Origin of the sequence: Photobacterium gaetbulicola (assembly GCF_003025515.1) — a bacterium.
GTDB lineage: Bacteria > Pseudomonadota > Gammaproteobacteria > Enterobacterales > Vibrionaceae > Photobacterium > Photobacterium gaetbulicola.
In genome coordinates this window covers 72,098-91,007 of record NZ_PYME01000018.1, presented here as the reverse complement: position 1 = coordinate 91,007, position 18,910 = coordinate 72,098, and the positions used below count along the sequence as shown (strand labels likewise).

14 protein-coding genes are annotated in these 18,910 nt (G+C 47.3%); 2 read left to right on the top strand and 12 right to left on the bottom strand.

What is annotated here, in order from left to right:
• Positions 1 to 5: 5 nt before the first annotated feature.
• The gene (locus C9J03_RS16395) at positions 6 to 845 is read left to right on the top strand and encodes an alpha/beta hydrolase family protein (RefSeq protein ID WP_052829562.1); all 840 of its coding nucleotides are present in this window, start codon (positions 6 to 8) and stop codon (positions 843 to 845) included.
• Positions 846 to 884: 39 nt separating this feature from the next.
• The gene (locus tag C9J03_RS16390) at positions 885 to 2,294 is read left to right on the top strand and encodes a CehA/McbA family metallohydrolase domain-containing protein (protein WP_052829561.1); all 1,410 of its coding nucleotides are present in this window, start codon (positions 885 to 887) and stop codon (positions 2,292 to 2,294) included.
• A 207-nt stretch (positions 2,295 to 2,501) separates the two neighbouring features.
• On the opposite strand, the gene C9J03_RS16385 is transcribed toward C9J03_RS16390, so the two are convergent.
• From C9J03_RS16385 to C9J03_RS16335, 12 genes are all read right to left on the bottom strand, one after another.
• On the bottom strand, positions 2,502 to 4,409 hold the full coding sequence (locus tag C9J03_RS16385; protein ID WP_044620620.1) for a family 43 glycosylhydrolase: 1,908 nt from the start codon (positions 4,407 to 4,409) through the stop codon (positions 2,502 to 2,504).
• Positions 4,410 to 4,635: 226 nt separating this feature from the next.
• Positions 4,636 to 4,809 (bottom strand): hypothetical protein, encoded by a 174-nt coding sequence (locus C9J03_RS26755; RefSeq protein ID WP_156149922.1) that lies wholly within the window; start codon positions 4,807 to 4,809, stop codon positions 4,636 to 4,638.
• A gap of 20 nt (positions 4,810 to 4,829) precedes the next feature.
• Positions 4,830 to 5,321: an outer membrane beta-barrel protein gene (locus C9J03_RS16380; protein ID WP_044620619.1), complete on the bottom strand. Its 492-nt coding sequence runs from the start codon at positions 5,319 to 5,321 to the stop codon at positions 4,830 to 4,832.
• Positions 5,322 to 5,616: 295 nt separating this feature from the next.
• On the bottom strand, positions 5,617 to 8,247 hold the full coding sequence (locus tag C9J03_RS16375) for a glycoside hydrolase family 3 C-terminal domain-containing protein (RefSeq protein WP_052829560.1): 2,631 nt from the start codon (positions 8,245 to 8,247) through the stop codon (positions 5,617 to 5,619).
• A 288-nt stretch (positions 8,248 to 8,535) separates the two neighbouring features.
• On the bottom strand, positions 8,536 to 10,197 hold the full coding sequence (locus tag C9J03_RS16370) for a methyl-accepting chemotaxis protein (protein ID WP_082060429.1): 1,662 nt from the start codon (positions 10,195 to 10,197) through the stop codon (positions 8,536 to 8,538).
• A gap of 117 nt (positions 10,198 to 10,314) precedes the next feature.
• Positions 10,315 to 11,913: a sulfatase family protein gene (locus C9J03_RS16365; protein WP_082008604.1), complete on the bottom strand. Its 1,599-nt coding sequence runs from the start codon at positions 11,911 to 11,913 to the stop codon at positions 10,315 to 10,317.
• A gap of 92 nt (positions 11,914 to 12,005) precedes the next feature.
• Positions 12,006 to 14,177 (bottom strand): glycoside hydrolase family 3 N-terminal domain-containing protein, encoded by a 2,172-nt coding sequence (locus C9J03_RS16360; protein WP_044620617.1) that lies wholly within the window; start codon positions 14,175 to 14,177, stop codon positions 12,006 to 12,008.
• A gap of 94 nt (positions 14,178 to 14,271) precedes the next feature.
• Positions 14,272 to 14,751 (bottom strand): hypothetical protein, encoded by a 480-nt coding sequence (locus tag C9J03_RS16355; RefSeq protein ID WP_039464859.1) that lies wholly within the window; start codon positions 14,749 to 14,751, stop codon positions 14,272 to 14,274.
• On the bottom strand, positions 14,751 to 15,572 hold the full coding sequence (locus tag C9J03_RS16350; RefSeq protein ID WP_044620616.1) for a carbohydrate ABC transporter permease: 822 nt from the start codon (positions 15,570 to 15,572) through the stop codon (positions 14,751 to 14,753). Before C9J03_RS16350 ends, C9J03_RS16355 begins: the two co-directional genes overlap by 1 nt.
• A gap of 2 nt (positions 15,573 to 15,574) precedes the next feature.
• Positions 15,575 to 16,177, bottom strand: coding sequence for a carbohydrate ABC transporter permease (locus C9J03_RS16345; protein ID WP_231569059.1), 603 nt, complete (start codon positions 16,175 to 16,177; stop codon positions 15,575 to 15,577).
• A gap of 354 nt (positions 16,178 to 16,531) precedes the next feature.
• On the bottom strand, positions 16,532 to 17,776 hold the full coding sequence (locus C9J03_RS16340) for an extracellular solute-binding protein (protein ID WP_044620615.1): 1,245 nt from the start codon (positions 17,774 to 17,776) through the stop codon (positions 16,532 to 16,534).
• A 132-nt stretch (positions 17,777 to 17,908) separates the two neighbouring features.
• Entirely contained in the window at positions 17,909 to 18,895 is a 987-nt protein-coding gene (locus C9J03_RS16335) for a LacI family DNA-binding transcriptional regulator (RefSeq protein ID WP_044620614.1), read from the bottom strand.
• Positions 18,896 to 18,910 lie beyond the last annotated feature (15 nt).

The window sequence follows — 18,910 nt, the reverse complement described above, 5'->3', positions numbered from 1 at the left end:
CAGTTATGAGCATTTCTCGGCTGAGCATTTTTACTGTATTACTCTTTGCATTGTTGAACTCATCGCACCTGCATGCAAGTAAATACCCACCAACTATCAATGGGGCAATTCAGGTCAGCTACAAGCATGTTGATGGCATAGAGCTAAAAAGCTGGCTTTTCACCGTAACAGGCGAAACGCCTTCCCCTGCACTTGTTTTCTTTTTTGGTGGCGGCTGGGCTGGGGGTAATCCCGCTCAGTTCGTTCACTATGCCCAGCAACTGCAACAAAAGGGCATCGCCTCTATGCTGGTTGATTACCGGGTTCGCAACCGGCACAACACTGGAGTAGCCGAAGCCGTTGCTGATGCAAAAAGTGCAATGAACTGGCTCTATCGCAATGCCGAGCATTTTCACATTGATAAAAAAAGAATCGGTGCAGCGGGGGCCTCAGCCGGCGGACAACTTGCCGCGGCCACTGCGGTGTTGCCTGACTATGGCGATATGAGTTTCACCCCGGCTTTGCTAGTCCTGTTTAACCCGGTCACCATCATGGCCCCAGAGCCAAACCTCTACCAACCAACCCATTGGACGGAAGCTTGGACTGGCAGTCCGCTGATATCGCTTTCTCCCTACCACCATCTATCACAATCCTTGCCGCCCACCGTTATTTACCACGGCACGGAAGATAAAACCGTCGCCATCTCAACGGCTGAGGCTTTCTGCCGGAAAGCGACCTCACTTCAGCGGAAGTGCCAGGTTGTACCTTTCCAAGGCAAGGGACATGGCTTTTTCAATGGCCAGAAATATAAGAGTCAGATCATCGACGATCTTCTGCCATTTTTCGGACAACACAATTGGTTATAAAAAAACCAACGATTACTAACACACTAAAGGTGTAATAAGATGAAACTCCGCTCAATAACACTAGCTACAATCCTTACGCTGGGCGTGGCAGCCTCGACTGTTGCCGCGCAAGAAAGACAATGGCTTGCGGGTGAACACCACGCCCACACACACTGGAGCGTTAAGTGGGATAAATCCACAGACCCATGGTCTCCCATCAAGGGGGGCGACAGTCAGCATACGTATCTTGATAATGCGCAGGCTGCCAAGAAATATGGCCTGAGCTGGCTAGTCAATACTGACCACGGTGGCCCGGAGCATTCTAAGTTGCTCGACCAGCATGCCTACCCTGAACTGCTAGAGGCGCGGAAAGCGGTACCGGAAGTCCATCAGTTTTTCGGTATTGAGCTGGACGTGCCAGATGGCGAGCACGCCACCGTGATGATGCCGATCAACGCTGCCGAGCGTGATGTCCTGGTCCAGTTCCAGCGTGATTACTCGATCAGGGAATACCGCAAGTTGACCCGCAAGCGCAACAATGTCGAACACATGCAAAAAGGCATCGAGTTCCTGGCTCAGCAGGATGAAAAGCCAATCATCATCAAAAACCACCCAAGCCGACAAGCAACCGGCCTCAACGAGTGGGCAAGGGTAACACCTGAAAAGCTGATGACTTGGCACCAGACCGATCCCGACGTCTTTATTGGTATGGTGGGCTCTCCAGGCCATCAGGCAGCCAGAGGGGCTCGCGGCGCTTATTATAAGTTTGGGACTTTTAGAGGGGCCGATCAAATGACCGCCGTTGTCGGCGGTGTCTGGGATCATATCCTTGGTAACGGTATGCGCTTCTGGATCACCTCTTCAGCTGATTCACATAAACATGCCAGTGTCGGTGGCCGTGATTTCTGGCCGGGTGAGTACAACAAAACCTATGTCTATGCCCGTAACGAACCTGCTGACATCATGGATGGACTTCGCCGCGGTCGTAGCTTTATGGTGTTTGGCGATCTGATCAGCGGACTTAATGCCGACTTGAGTGCCGGCACGACCAATAACAAAGCAAACAACAACGCTTCTCTCGGTGAAACCTTATTGGTTGGAGCAGACGAAGAAATGCTAACTCTGCAACTCGAACTCAAACTCAGTAATAGCCAAAATGCCAACGGTGATATTCCAGTATTAAGCCGCATCGACGTAATTACCGGTGCGGTTGATCCAGCCATTGCCAATGAACCGAACGCCAATAGCACCACCAAAGTCATCCAGCGGATTGATCAGTCGCAATGGCAAGTAAAAGACAACACCATTGCTCTAACCATCAACATTCCGCGCGAGCATCAAAACGGTTATCTACGACTACGTGGTACCAGCACTGACACCTTGGAACCGAAAAAACAGCAAGGTAATCAATATCCTTGGCAAGACCTATGGTTCTTCTCCAACCCAATTTTCTGGCAGACCAGCCACTAAACAAGCTAGTCGTTTGGGCGAACGATCGCGCGCTCTCTCCGGAGTACTTTATTGAGGTAAATGTCCCTGTCGGGCAGAGCTTTGATTGAAACGCACCTTACTACGTTTATTGTTCACCCAGCCGTAGACAATAAAAAATGCGCTACTGGAAATCAGTAGCGCATTTTATTTTCTCAATTCAACGGCACCCAGCATGGTACAGTCTGGTTATTTGGCCATCTTAGGGGAAGACAACTTGGAGACGCCGGTCTCGTTAAACGCCTCGACCGCAAAATAGTAGCTTTCATGAATGTCCAGTGAGCGAATCTCCTTTTGACCATCAAACTCATCACCCCATATCTGGTAGGTATGATAAAGCTTATCTGGGGCAATACCGAAGCGTACGTTATAACCAACAGCATCTTCAACAGGCTGCCATGCCACTGTTACATTACGGCGATCAGCATCCCGTATAGTCGTTAACTTCTCAGGTACAGCAGGTAACTCACCATTGGCAGATCCAAATACTCGCAATCCGTTCAAAGCCAGATGTTTCACACCCACATGAACATTTTCAAAACGTACATAGCGGGCTGTTATAGGCTCATCTAGTTCAATATAAATATTGGAACGATTTTCATGCTTATCCAGGTTATTACTGATCTCCTCCCATGTTTCATTGTCATTGGATATTGACAAGCGATAGTGGGTATAAATACGCTTCTTGTAATCTTCCATCGCCTTGTCATGAGGAAGAGGCGCTCTATACTCATCTCCTGTTACCAGATAATCTGCATAGTTGATTTGAATTGCATTGATAGTCTTTTCAGACTGCAGATCAACCACTACATGCTGAGCGTCGTTATTTTCACCAGCAACCCAGAAGTTTCTAGGGTTTTCATCAGTCACAAAACTCGCATCAAAAGTACGACCACGCTCGGGAGACAATTCGGACGTCGCCCAAGCAGGCTTGTTATAGGACAGCAACATCCAGCCGGTAAACAGTTCGTTGGGATCACTATATTTATCAGTTGGTGCAAATTGCGGGAAATCAGCAAATCGCGCCGACGAGTACATAATACCATCGGCATCGATAGCGGAAGGTAGGATCACATTACGCCGCTCAAACACCCAGTTAACGCCATACCAGTTAGACCCACTGCGCCAGATATTACCAAAGGCATCTCTAAAGGTATTGCCATGACCGGCACCATGAACATATCCGCCAGGCTTATAAGTCACCGGATTGTGAGATTGGTAGGTAAAAGGCCCCAAAGGAGACTTTCCAGTATAAATGCCATCGCCATATACATTTCCGTCGGTACCCGGGCCAGCATAGGAAAGATAATATGTATCGCCGCTTTTTAGCATTTCGGGCCCTTCAACATAAGGGGCATGCGGAGAGGTATGATCGAAACCCATCCTCTCCCATCCATGTACATCCGGGTGCATCGCTAACAGTGGTTTGGCAAAGCGATCTATTTCTAATCCCTTCTTGTTCTCATTTATTTTTGCACCCCACAACGGAAACAAGTTGGATGAGCCCCAGTAGACATACCATTGATCATTTTCATGATAGAGTGCCGGATCCCACAAGTTTTTATCTCCCACAACGGGATACCCCAGATTTTCGTCGGCCTTTTCCCACTTTCCTGATGCTGGATCATCCGAGACAAACAGTGTTGTCAGCCCACCTTTTCGGTTGGACGAGAGCAAGTAAATTTTTCCGTCCTTTGACAGGGCCGCAGGAGCAATCATGTCTTTCCACTCGAGTCCGCTCTCGGGATCTTTCTCTGTTGTCGGATCTTTACCATCGCTTGGAGTGAAATAGCTTACCGGCCACTCGCCAGTAGGCTGAATATGTTGCCAAGTTATAAGATCGTTGGACACCCAATACCCGCGACCTTGGCTGGCAAACATGAAATAGCCCTGATGCTTGCCATCTTTTTCAAAGCTTACGATAACCGGATCTGCGCTTTGCCGGGTAACGAGCCCTTCAGCCTTAATAAATTGCCGGCGTTCCGGAATCCTTTCACCATACTGATATTCGAGATCCATAGGGTTAATATACGTACGATCAGCCAACACACCAGAACTCAACATGGACAAAGCCACTAAAGATAAAATTTTTCTCATAAATCTCTTTATTTATAAATAATATTCAAGCATCTAGCGCTCGAATAAATGACCGTCATAGAGCATATAAAATTCATTATAAGGAGACGGATGAAATTTAACATTTCAACAACTAAACTGATGGCAAAGTGCCAGATTTATTAACCTGACACTAAGGTGATTCAAACCGCAAAAACACTCTTTAATTCATAATCAACTGGCTTACGGAGAATGTGCTATCTCGATTTCAACTCAATTCAAAGCGCCATTGTCTTGCCGTTTTGTCAGCAGAAAAACCTTGATTCGCTCTATGGGCTGGCAACGTAGTCAATTTCTGCCACTCACCATTTTCATCGAGATAAGTCACAATCGGTTCAATGGAATTAAAGAACTCTGTTTGTCCCAAGCGTTCTTCTATCACTGGCTTTATGTGCTTATAGCTTATAACCTGATTCCCAGCGTGACAGCAAATTGCTCCATATCAACACTGATACCTTGATCTTTCATCTCGAAGAAATCCTGGCGCAGATCAATATAGAAGTTTTTGTACGTGGCTCGAGCCCCTAGCCCCCAATACAGGCCGGAGTCATCGTAAAAATTCTCTTCATAAGAGTAAAAACCACCAGAAATAAAAGGCTTGATTGACGCTTCATCAAATTCGAACGTATAGCCAATGTCACCACCTAATTTAAAGGTGTCTCCCTTTAAAATACCGTCTTTATTCTGCTCATAGGAAACATGCATACCGGCAATTTGGTTGAAATCATAACCATATTCCAACTTGATGCCATTGCCGTAACCAAAACTAACGCCTAATGCTTCAAAGTCCGTAGAGCTATAACCTACCCCCAAACGATGCTGTAATTCAGCGGCATTCAATTGACCAGAAAGAGCTATTAAAGCTGTCAAAGCAGCAAAACTTAATTTGTTCATGAAATTCATCTATCTTTTAATTTTAAAAAACAACGTGTTCTATACAACCACGTACTACTTACAACGACCGGATTGCGAAGAAATATAATCAAGACCCAACCTAACTCTCTCTCTCTTTATTCCCCCCTGCTTTTTAAAATCACATTACTGGGATATGAAAATAGCTGCTCAACGTTGATCGAGCAGCAGTAAAAATGTGCCATAAATTTGCTTTACCTTTGAAAAATACTCACCGTTCGTTTTTTACAAACGGTGAGTATTACCATTAATAAAGGCGGTCAAAATACGAGATCAGCTACTCAACATTTATAGTATCAGTCAGCAAGATATTGTCCGATGCATTCCCGACCCGGATTTCGTATTTGTCACCGAGCATCCAACCTTTGGTTTTCTCGTCCCAGTAAGCCAGATCGCTGACATCGATGCTGAGATTAACTTGCTTGCTTTCTCCGGCTTCAAGCGAGACACGTTCGAAGGCTTTCAGGCGTTGCTTTGGCTTCTCACTGCGCTCAAACATATCCGTAATGTAGACTTGTACCACCTCATCACCAGCCTTTTTACCGGTGTTTTCTACCGTTACAGTGACATCAATGTGGCCGTCTTTGGCTACCTTGCTGCTCTTGATCTTCATATCTGACAGAGCAAACTGGGTATAGCTCAAGCCATGACCAAAGGCCCATAGCGGCTCTTTGTCGAAATAGAGGTAAGTACGACCTTTGCTGATGTCATAATCATTAAAGGCTGGTAAGTCACTCCAGGACTTAACAAAGGTAAGCGGAAGCTTACCGCCTGGGTTATTGTCACCAAACAAGGTATTAGCGATAGCTGCACCGCCCTGTTCACCCGGATACCAACTCTGTAAAATGGCAGGTACATTACTTTTAAGCCAAGGACTTTCGATAGACGATCCTGATTGTAGTACTACGGCTGTTTTTGGGTTGACCTTAATAATGCTTCTGAGTAAATCAATTTGCTCAGAAGGCAGGCCTTCTGAAGTCCGGTCAATCGACTCTCGTTCATATTCAGTCGATAAGCCCATAACGGCAATAACGACATCGGCTTTTTTAGCCGCTTCAAGCTCTGCGCCTTCATAAATACTGTCTTCTGATGGCAGTTCCCAACCAAATTTGACTGAGCGCTCAGAGCTGCCGCGCTTTTCCATAGCTAGCACAGTAAATGTGTAAGTTTTCTGAGAGTCCAACTCAAGCTCTGCTGTTGTTCGAAGTGGCTCGCTGTTGTTACCGTGGTCTCGTAAAATAGTGGACCCATCAATATCGAACACCATTTCATAGCCTTGGGACTCAACACCTAACGTATACAGGCCACTTTGAGGAGGTACAATTGTCGTTGTATATTTGACAGCAAAATGTTCGTTACCTAGGTCTTTGTGTGGTGGTTTGTTGCCAAAGTCGAAATCAATGTTGCCAACCGTGTTATTAGCGACAGGTTTACCACTGCCATTTCGGTTGGTGTAATAATCAGCGGTCCAGACACCGAGCCCTTGGTTATCAAGTAATGTAATACTTTCTAGTGGGATTGGGTTAAGTTCACCTTGATTTTGGGTCCATGGTACGTAGATGACGTCGATATCATCACCAAGATAATCTCGAATGCCTTGTAATGGCGTGATAGGATCTTTAGCTGTACCGGAGTAGGTACCGAAGTTCAACACGTTCGCGTTAGGGCCAATGACTGCGACAGATTTAACCGTAGATTTATCGATAGGTAATACCGGTTGGCTATTCACTGGCTCATTTTGCAGTAAGACCATACTCTTCTCTGCGAGCTCAAGTGCAAGCGGCTTAAATGTGGTCATTGTTTCAAACGGGATGTCTTTCCACGGTGACAGTTCTTCTGGATCAAACATGCCGAGCCTTAGGCCTACGCGCATGGTGTTTCGAAATGCCCGGTCCAACTGGGCACTGGTTGTTTTGTTTTGTGCTATTGCTGTCATTGCCTCTTGGCGAAACAGCCTGGTGTTATCAAAATCCAAGGTTTCAGCATTAAGTACCGCGGCAGTCGCATCGACATAGTTGTCATAGATATCGTGACCGTGGAAGCTGCGTTCGCCCCATCCTTTGGTGGTCATCAGTACAGAACCATAGTCACCAAGCACGAAGCCATCAAATCCCCACTCGCCACGTAATACATCTCGAACTAACCATGTATTGGTGACCGCAGGCTCATTGTTAAGCTTGTTATACGCAGTCATCACAATTTGCGCATTAGCCTCTTCGACAACTTGTTTGTAGGCCGGGAAATAGTATTCGCGTAACTGTTTTTCTGAAATATTGGCATTACCGTTAAAGCGGTTGTGTTCTTCATTGTTGGCGACGAAGTGTTTGGCACCAGCTGCGGTCTTGAGGTACTTGGGATGATCACCCTGCAAACCTTTAACATAGGCGCTGGCCATGACTCCATTGAGTAACGGATCCTCGCCATAGGCTTCCTGAGTGCGGCCCCAGCGCGGATCGCGGGCAATATTGATCACCGGTGACCAGAACGTTAGTGGGCCTCGCTTGCCATCTTTTATCACAGGACCATTGTGATATTGCGCTCGCGCTTCATCGGACACGGCATCCCCCATTCGCTTAAGCGCCTCAGGTTGCCATGTCGCAGCCAGACCAATTGATTGGGGAAAGACGGTCGCAGCATTTTTTCGCGGGGCCGCCAGACCATGAAGTGCTTCACCTGGCATAAATGACTTCAACCCGTAACGCGGAACACCCTCGTTCCACAGGGTGATCATATGGCCTTTTTCTTTATCGGTTAGGCGAGCACTAATATCATCCAGTCGCTCTTCAATGGGTAACGTATGGTCAAAAAAAGCAATGTACTCACCGCTATTAACAGCATCATTACCAGCACTTACTCCCATGGCAACTACTGATAAGCTGACACCTATAGCTATCGTTTTCAGTTTCATTTACGCCTCAATTTAAACGTTTCGACTAGCATTAAGACTAACAAAACAATTCAGTCAAAACCAACAACTTAATCTTCCAAATGTCATTTTTGAGAGCTAAGCACAACGTAAATAATATAAAAAAACCTCTCAGGCTTTAGCGCAAGAGAGGCCAACGAAAACGCATGACGAATTTTATGGATAAATGCTATTTTTCGCGTTAATTAAGTATATTTTAGCCCCATATTCTTGCTTTTAACTCCGTATTCGGTTGGGTCAACAGCATCAGTTTACCAAACAGAGAGACAACTATAATTTGAAACGATTCACCTCATTGGTCAGTGAATGTGCCAGTTTCACAATGGATTCAGATGCCTCTTGGCTTGATTCAGAATCTCTCGCGGTTTTATCAGCCAGTGCATTGATTTCAAACACATTGGTATTTACATCCCCTGTTACCACGGCTTGTTGCTCAGCCGCCGAGGCAATCTGGATGTTCTTCTCAGCAATACCAGCAACCGTTTCGGTGATGGCTTGCAATGCTTCGCCAGCCTGCTTAGTTTTGACCGTACTCTCTCGGGCATATTGATCGCCGGACTCCATACGCTCAATGGCATGCTGGCAACCGTTTTGCAGGCGAGCTATCGTGTCTTGAATATCTTCCGTGGCGCTCTTGGTGCGTTGCGCCAGAGTACGGACCTCGTCTGCGACCACTGCAAAACCGCGGCCATAGCTGCCCGCCCTCGCCGCTTCTATTGCGGCGTTCAACGCCAACAAATTAGTTTGATCGGAAATCTCACGAATCGTGTCTGACACACTACCGATAGCTTGTGAATGATTGCCAAGTTCATTGATCGTCACTTTGGCTTGCTCAATTTCTTCTGCTAATTCAACAGACTGAGCAATAGCTTCATTCACTACCCCCACGCCATTTTGTGCTAGTTCATCCGATTTCTGGGAAGCTTCAGCCGCAGCCACCGCACTGGCAGCCACATCACTGACTGTTGCCGTCAGCTCTTCGGTTGCAGTCGCAATTTGTTGAATTTGCGCCTGCTGTGAGGCGGCATTTGATGCCGTCTGTTCACTGAGCCGGGTATTCTGCTGCGAGGCAAGATTAAGCTGATTAGCAGAATCACCAATCAATGAAACCGTTTGCTGGAACCTTGCCGCAATATTATTGACCGCATCAGCGATCATAGTAAATTCATCCTGGCCCTGAACCTGCACGCGGCATGTCAGGTTACCCTCGGCAATGTTATTTGCCGTTGCCTGAAGCGCTTTTAGTGCAAACACAATGCGACGGATGGTCAAATAGGCAATACCGATTAACAGTAATGTGCTCACAATCAGCGCTGTGCTCATGCTGAAAACAAAGCTCTGGCCATCGCTGACCGCTTCTGTGTATGCGTCCCTCGCGCCAGTCGCACTCAGGTCGTTCATCGTACTGAGTAACGTTTTGAGTTGCTCAATCTTGGGGTTCACCTCGTTGAGCAACCGCACATTAGCTTGTTGAAATTCACCTTGCTCCAGCAATTCAACAATCACCTCAAAGCCAGAAAAGAACAGTTCATCGGTGAGAGAACTCGCTTTCGTTGTCGCCGCTTCTAAGCTTTCCCCCATATTGAATGTCATCACATCAAAAAACAGCGCCTGAAGATCATCATAGCTCTCAAAGATCAAATCGGTATGAACCGAAATGGGGTGCTCATGGTAACGACTGCTGAAGGTATCGGGATCATGCTGTATGGCTAGTAAGGTATGTACCCGAGCCTGTTCAACCCGCTGCTGGATATCGCTGATGGTAATGACCTTGGCCAAATCATCCTCAACCAAGCTGGCAGTTTGATTGGATAGCTGGTTCATCCCACTTAGCCCCTCATACCCGACAAATGCAATCGAGCAAAAAGCAATAGCGATAGTGACAGCAAGTCGATTGGTAATTCTTCTCGTCCATGTGAATAGTGATGACATAATTCTTCTTATTCTCTTTCAGTAGCTATTTAATAATCAGGGCTTAGGCCTGAACACGCGGCCTACCCCCCAATTCATTGACATACGTAAAGCACGAACAGATAAATTCGCTTTCGCCTATTGGCAAGCGACCTGATAGCTTTCCGGGAAAAGCTCTTCCAGCGTCGGCGCAGGCTCATACTCAAGCGGTAGATTGACCCATTCCTCCCGTGGCGGTACATCGTATTTCGCCTCGAGTTTGCCAATCTCGGCTTTTAGCCGCGCAATCTCATGCTGGTAACGCGGATCGTTGATCGCATTGTTCATCTCGGTCGGGTCTTCTTCGATATCGTAAAACTCCCACTCGTCGATATCATAATAAAAATGCATCAACTTATAGCGACTGTCACGGGTACCGTAATGCCTTGTCACATCGTGCATCGCCGGATATTCATAGAAGTGGTAGTAGAGAGACTGGCGCCAATCCGCAGGTGATTCGCCATCAAGCAGCGGCACCATAGATTCACCCTGGATATCCGCAGGCACATCAAGCCCCGCATATTCAAGGAAGGTTGGTGCGTAGTCGATGTTCTGCACCAAGTGCTCCACTACGGTGCCCGGTTTGATCCGGTTCGGGTACTGGATCAGTAAAGGCGCACGGAATGATTCTTCATACATAAACCGCTTGTCGAACCAACCATGCTCCCCCATGTAGAAGCCCTGATCCGAGGTATAGACTACAATGGTGTTATCCGCGAGACCGTTCGCTTCAAGGTAATCAAGCACCTCACCCACCGACTCATCGACCGATTTGATGGTAGCCAGATAATCCTGCAAGTAACGCTGGTATTTCCAGATAGCAATTTCCTCGGCCGTCATAGTGGCTTCGTTCGCATTGAACCAGTCATTACGGTCTTGGTAGGCTTCATCCCACGCTTGGCGCTGCTCCGGAGTTAAGCGCGCCAACAAAAACGGCCAGATATCCTCGCGCCATTCTGTTTCCCCCACCCCTTTGGTCATTTTCAAATCATGGCCTTCCTGGGCATCCCGATAGATGGTCATGGTTTGCATAGCCGCCGCCGCACGGCCTTCATAGGTGTCGAAATAGTTATCCGGTACTGGGAAGGTGGTATGCTCAAATGCTCGCATGTGCTGCGGGGCCGGCATCCAGTTGCGATGTGGCGCTTTGTGGTGAAGCAACAGGGCAAAAGGCTGGTCACTCTGCTGTTGCTCTTCCAGCCAGCGCAGGGACTTCTGGGTGATCAGCTCTGTGGTGTATCCATGCTCACGCTTCACCCCCTGGGCGGTAATAAAGTCAGGGTTGTAATACTCCCCCTGATCGTTCAGGACTTCCCAATGATCAAAGTCGATCCCATCTGGAGTGAGGTTGATATGCCATTTCCCGATACAAGCCGTTGTATAGCCGTGGGCTTTGAGTAGTCTTGGCCAGGTCGGCTGGAAACCGTCAAACAACTGTCCGTTATGGTTGAAACCGTTTTTATGGCCAAATTTCCCCGTCAGCATAGCGGCTCTAGAAGGGCCACATAGGGAGTTGGTCACAAAGGATTGGTCAAACCGCGCACCGTTTTGGGCAATACGGTCGATATTAGGCGTCGGAGCTAGGTGGGCTATATCGCTATTGTAAGCACTCAATGCCCGAATCGCATGGTCATCAGACATGATATAGATAATGTTGGGGCGAGTCGCTAACGGCTCAGCCTGTCGTTCTTTCGTCATGATAGCTGGCTCTTATTTACGCCCCGCGAAGATCAACGGGGCGCCGTATGCTGCTGAAAAGTGGTTGATGAAATATGTGCGTTTGAGGTGAGTTAGCTCACTTCAACACTCGCGCTTAGCGTGGCATTGCTGTCACCACCGACATACAGTTCGACCATCGAAGGTTCCAGCGCGAAGGTTTTGTTGATGCCGTAGAAACGCAGCTTTTCAACAGGTAGCGATAGTACGACCTCTTTCGACTCACCCGGCTCCAAGGTTACTCGGCAGAAATCTTTCAGCTCACGAACTGGTCGCGTCGTTGAGGCAACTTGCTGACGAATGTAGCACTGAACGACTTCTGTCGCAGTTAGCGTGCCTTTATTACGCAAAGTCACTGTTGCATACAAAGTGTCACCTGCCGTCAGCTCAGCTTGGCTCAAACGCAAGTTGGAATAGTCAAACTCACCATAAGTCAGGCCAAAACCGAATGGGTATAACGGGGTGTCTTTTTGATCTTTGTACGGCTGGTAGTCTTGGAATGCGCGCATTTTGCCAAGTGGCTTACGGGCATAGTACATTGGGATCTGACCGGTACTACGCGGTACCGACATCGGCAGGCGACCAGATGGTGACACATCACCAAACAGCAAACGCGCCACAGCATGGCCTGCTTCAGTACCGGACTGCCAGGCGTACAGGAGCGCATCGGCAAACTGCTCTGTCGCTGCGGACGGTACCGGGCGACCGGTACATTGCACCACAACCAAAGGCTTGCCGACTTCACCGATAGCGCGGATCAATTCTTCCTGGCCAGCAGGTAAAGTAAGCTCAGCAACATTGCGCGCTTCACCAGTGCGGCGATGGCTTTCGCCGGTACACAAGATCACCAGATCGGCACGGTGAGCACTCTCGACCATTTCATCTGTAAATGCCGCCTCTTCGGTCAGCAGTTCAATGGTGCAGTCGAGCTTGGCTGTCCATGCCTTGATGCCTTCATAAATGCTGGTCACATCCTCGGCACGACCGTCCAAGCACCAAGAGCCTAGGTGCTGGCGCTTAGAGTGAGCGTGTGGACCGATCACTGCAATAGTCATCGGCTTCGCTTCAATCGGCAACACATCGTGGTTGTTTTTAAGCAGCACCATACTCTGCTCGGCCACCGTCAGCGCCTGTGCCAGATGCTCTGGGTGACGCATGACACTCTTGTGCTTGTACTCATCGACATAAGGGCGCTCAAACAATCCCGCCTTGAACTTGGTACGCAGTACCCGGCGGGTTGCCTCATCGATATGGGCAATATCAATGGCTTCTTTGTCCAGAAGTTCTTGAAGGTGATCTTCATAGGCTTCATTGGTCATCGCCATATCAACACCGGCTTTAAGCGCCTCTGCAGCAGCCCCCTCAGCGCCTTTGGCGACACCGAAATAAGCAAGATCCGAAATGGATCCCCAGTCACTGATCACCATGCCATCAAATTGCTGCTCTGATTTGAGCCAGCCATTGATCAGCGATTGGCTGCCCGACACCGGCGTACCGCCCAGATCATTAAAACCGGACATAACGGTTTCGACACCTGCTTCAACTGCAGCGGCAAACGGTGGCAAGTAAACATTATGTAAAGAGTTGTCGGAAATCTCCGTGGTGTCATAGTCACGGCCGCCCTCTGAAGCACCGTAGCCGACGAAATGCTTGGCACAAGCCACCAAAGAGTCTTCATCTGCCAGCGAATCACCCTGGAAACCTTTTACCACGGCTTTGGCAAATTGGCTGGTTAGATATGGGTCTTCACCGCTACTTTCGATAACACGGCCCCAGCGAGGGTCGCGAACGATATCGAGCATTGGCGCAAACGTCCAATGGATCCCGAGCGACGCTGCTTCTTTGGCGATACAGCGGTAGGCATTCTGAACTTGCTCTGGGTTCCATGACGCTGCCTGGGCCAACGGGATGGGCAACACGGTTTGCTGGCCATAAATTACATCACGGGCAATGATCAGCGGAATACCAAGGCGGCTCCCCTCAACGGCTGCGCGCTGGATTTCATTAAGCTGGGCCGGGCTCACCGTTTCACCCGGTGCGTTACCGGCCCAAGCCGTATCAGCCAAGATACGCGAGCCCCAATGTCCTTGCCGGATACGCTCGAGGTAAATATCGCGGTTAATATTGTATTCAAGCATTGGGGATTGGCACAGCTGGCCAATTTTTTCTGCTACCGTCATTCGTGACAGCAAGTCTTCGACTCTATCTTCAACAGGTAAAGTACTGTTCTTATATGGAAAATCCATACAATACTCCGAAATCTAATAATGCAATGTCATCTCAGCAGATGATCATTGAAAAAAAACCGCCCAAGCAGGGCGGCAAAAAAGTGAAACATGATTAATTAAAATCAAAGTAAGGGAATGCTTGGGTAAGAAACTCTTCCATCTCTGCAGAGAGTTCTTCATTGCCAGCCAGCCTAGCGCGCTGAAGCTGCATATGGGCTACTTCCGGCACATACTTGGTATCCAGCTGGACATAAATATCAATGAACGCTTGAAGATCTTCATCAGCAAACTGCGGGATCAAACGCCCCGGGGCCACTAATGCTTCCTCATAGAAGGCAGGGCGGATACCAAACAGCGCTTGCTCCCACGTCTCGATCACTTGCTGGTAGCCGCCGAGATATTGCTCGTCGATACGCAATTCCAACTTGTTCATCCCTTTTAAGGCAATGATGTAGTGACCAGCAGCCTCTTGCTCAACCGCATAGTCGAAATAACTTTTGGACAAGAAATACGCCTTGCCCCATGCAGCCCAATAAGCCACTACCACCACAGAGAAAAGAAGAACGATTTTTTTCAGCTGAGATACATTCATTACTTAACTCCCACCCCAGTAAACGCCTTGATGAAGTTCTTCTGCATAAAGAAGAAGACAAACACAACTGGCACGGCAATCATCGTCGTCATCGCCCATACCTGTTCGAGGTTGCCGGCAGGGATATCTTGCTGGAACTTGAACAGTGCAAGCTGAAGTGTCAGCATCGAATCATCGCGGATATACAGTAGCGGCCCCATGAAGTCGTTCCATGCCCCCATAAAGGTCAGGATACCGACCGTTGCCATAGCAGGACGCATCATAGGCAGTACTACCTTGAAGAAAATGCGCATCTCGCTAGCACCGTCAATACGTGCTGCCTCAAGGTAGGCTTCATCAACCTGGGTCATAAACTGGTACAGCAAGAAAATATTGTAGGCGCTGATAGCCCCTGGGATGATCAGTACGCGATACGTATTCACCCAGCCCCATTCATACATCATCATGTAAACCGGAATAGTGAACAAAATCGCCGGCACCATCATCGAAGACAGAATCAAGCGCAGCCATACCTGACGCCCGGGCATCTTGGTTTTGGCTATCGCAAAAGCCACCATGGCTGACAACAGGCAGTTAAGCACCATCACCGATACCGAAACAAAAATGGTGTTGAAGAAAATACGCCATAGGTTGACGCTATCGAACACCTCGATATAGCCCTTGGCAGACCATGAGGTCGGCAGCGCATTCGGGGAGTGCATGATCTCCGAACCCGATTTAAATGAGTTGATGATCATAAAGAAAAACGGGTAAAGCACGATCAAGCTGGCCGCTAACAAGCCGATGTAAATGAGCAGCTTACCTTTATTAGAATTATTCATGGTTAGTCCTTACCCTTAGTCAATTTCAACTGAAGCATGGTCAACACGAAAATAACAATCGCCAGCAGAAGGCCAATGGTTGACGCTTCACCCATCTTCATCTGTTCGAAACCGGTCTGGTACAAGTGCAGTACCGGCGTGAGGGCCGAGTTGTGCGGACCGCCCTGCAAGTCGAAGTTCATGAAGACTTCGGTAAACATCTGCAAACCGTTAATCACATTGATTGTCATCACAAACACAATCTGCGGCTTGATCAGCGGCAAGATAATCTTGGTCACCTTGCGCCACCAGCTCGCACCATCAATATCCGCGGCTTCAAGCAATGAACGGTTAATGCTGGCAATCCCGCCAAGGAAAATAATCATCTGGACGCCGAACCACTTCCAAGCACTGAATACCGCGATCACCGGCATCGGCAGCCACTTTTCAAATTTCCAGAAGATTGGCGAGCTCAGTACATTCCAATCCATCATTAAGGACTGAATCGGGCCATTCGGTCCTGCAATAAAATCAAAAATGATCATTGCAACCGTGATTGAAGTCACAACTGGAATAAAGAGTACAGTTCGAAATAAGCTCGATAAGAATGTAATTTCATTCAGCATTAATGCTGCGCCCATCGCACAGACGAAACTCAAGGTAATGAAAATAATTTGGTTAAAGAAAACGTTAAAAATTGATTTCCAAAATTTGTAGTCTGTTACTGACGTCACCCAATTACCAAGGCCAACAAAGCGAGTATTTTCTGGGTTAAGAATGTTTATATCTAAAAAACTATTTTGTAACGACAAGAAGAATGGGTACAGCATAAATATTATGAAATATGCTACCCACGGTAACATAAACAGGTATGGCACCCAGTAACGTTTTATGTTCATGGCTTTTATTCCATTTAAAAATTAAAATCTTTTAGGTAGCTGCAGCAAGGGCTGCAGCCGAATTCGCAATATCGTTAACCGTTACCGGTGCATTATCTTCTTAACATCTTCTGTTGCTGCGCTAACCGCTTCTTCTGGTGTTAGCCTGTTCATAACAACCGATTGCGAATAATAATTCAGTATGATACTCGATACTTCTGATACCGCCGCATTGGACTCATTCATCACCACATGTTGTAGTTGATCGACAAACGGTTTGATGTCTGGAGTCTGGAAGTATGGGTGTTCCTGCAGAGACGCTAGGGTCGGTAAGTTCTGCAGCGCCATATTCGCCTTGAGGTTAAAATCATCTTCCATCAACAACTCAATCAGTTGCCAGCTACGCTCTTCAATATGGCGGGTATTCTTAAATACCATCAATGCGCGACCATCAAGGTTTGAATAATGCGTATCACCTTTTTCTCGAACCGGAATAGGTGCAATACCGACATCCTCGCCAATCACCATTGGCTTGCCTGCTGCGTCCTGAAGGTTAACACGCCAGGCGATGCCGTATTGTGGCCAAATGCCAATAGTACGTGAGAAAAAGTTTTGCTCCATTGTCAGCGGTGCGAACTGCTGAAGCTGCTTCATGGTCTCGAGGAATGGCACCATACCCGCTTCCTCTTTATCGAACACCGGATGAGTACCATAGCGGTTAAGTAGCTGGTATTCGCCATCGTTAAAGTTGTAATACAGGGGTGACAGCATGTTCCAGTACCAGCCACCGCTTGCAAGCGCGTCATTCCAAAGGGCAACGCCATGAACTCGGCTACCATTCGAACGTGCCGGCAAATTATTAATTTTTTCAGCTGCACTCAGCAATTCATCCCAAGTCTGAGGCGGTAACTCTGGGTCAAGGCCCGCTTCGCGGAATAGGTCCTTGTTGTAAATCATCATTTGAGTGGTAGCATGCCAAGGGATGTAATACTGGCGGCCAAAGTGCTTTTCCATAAATTGCGGTTCGATGCGATCTGTCATTTCATCGAAGCCGTCGAAGTCGTCAAGATACATCAAGCGACCTAACTTGGCGTACCTTGGTACCATGTAACCAAAGATCCCGGCATACACATTGGGGTAATCACCCGCGGCCATACGTGTTTCGAGGTTGCCATCGTTAGTGAGAATTAATTCAACATCAGGATAACGCTTTTCATATTCAGGTTTGATAACTTCATTAACGAATGCCATCTGGTCACCTGATGACACCATAAACTCTATTCTTTCTTTGGCACAAACAGAACTTGCCATGGCAACTAAGAGAACTGTAAGCCACTTGTATTTCATTTCGCTATCCTTATAAGGCTATATAATATTGCCCCAAATCACAAAACATGGCTGTTGCCATGAAATTTTCATGGCAACCAATTGTTAGATATGTTTTTGGACCTAAAAGAAAGAATAAAACAAATATAAAAACTACACGGTTTCTCGTTCAACAATTTGAGTTGGTAGAATTGTTACTTGTTCAATTTCTTCTTCGCTATTCATCGCACTAAATAGTACTTCAACAGCTTTAACACCCATTTCATACTTATGGTGAGTAACAGTACTTAATGCCGGTGTCGTTCTTTCAGATTCTCTGATATTGTCAAAACCAATGAGCTTTAGTTGCTCTGGAATTTTAATACCACTTTCATTTGCAGCCCGGATAATACCCAGAGCCATTTCATCATTTGCAGAAAATATTGCTTTCGGTGTTTCACCTTGGTCAATAATTTCCTTCATTTTCAAATATGCGTCTTCTTCGGTAAAATCAGACTTAATAATCAAATTGTTATCAAATTTGACATTGTAGAAGCCAAGCGCGGCAATGTAGCCTTCCAAGCGTTTCTGGTTGTCGTATGAGTCATCAGGACCACAGAAGTAGTGAACTTGCTGGCACCCACTTGCAATAAGCTGCTTGGTTGCACCAAATGCGCCACCGAAGTTGTCAATCAGGATATTGTAAATATGCTCTGCTTTGACTTCACGGTCCAAGGCAACAATTGGTAAGTCTTTTGAAGCGACCGACTTCAGGAAATCATCATCAAAGGCGTTGCTCAAGATAATGGCACCATCAATCATCTGATCCTTGAGGTAGCGGTGCGCCGTCGACTCGGACCCGCCGAACAAACTACAGGCAATCAAGTCATAACCCATTTCGTGAACTTTGCGCTCAATTCCCTGAACCAACTCACTATAGATAGGACCGAACCAAGAGTTAAAGAAGATACCAATGGCACCCACATTCTTCTGTCTTAGACGTTTAGCATTACTGTTCGCTGAGTAGTTCAACTTTTTCGCTACTTCTAACACATGGTTGCGAGTCTTCTCGCTAATACGATCACTGTTGTTGATCGCATAAGACACTGTCGAAATAGACACTTTCGCTTCTCTTGCGACATCTTTGATTGTAGGCCTCATTAGCTAAACCTTTTT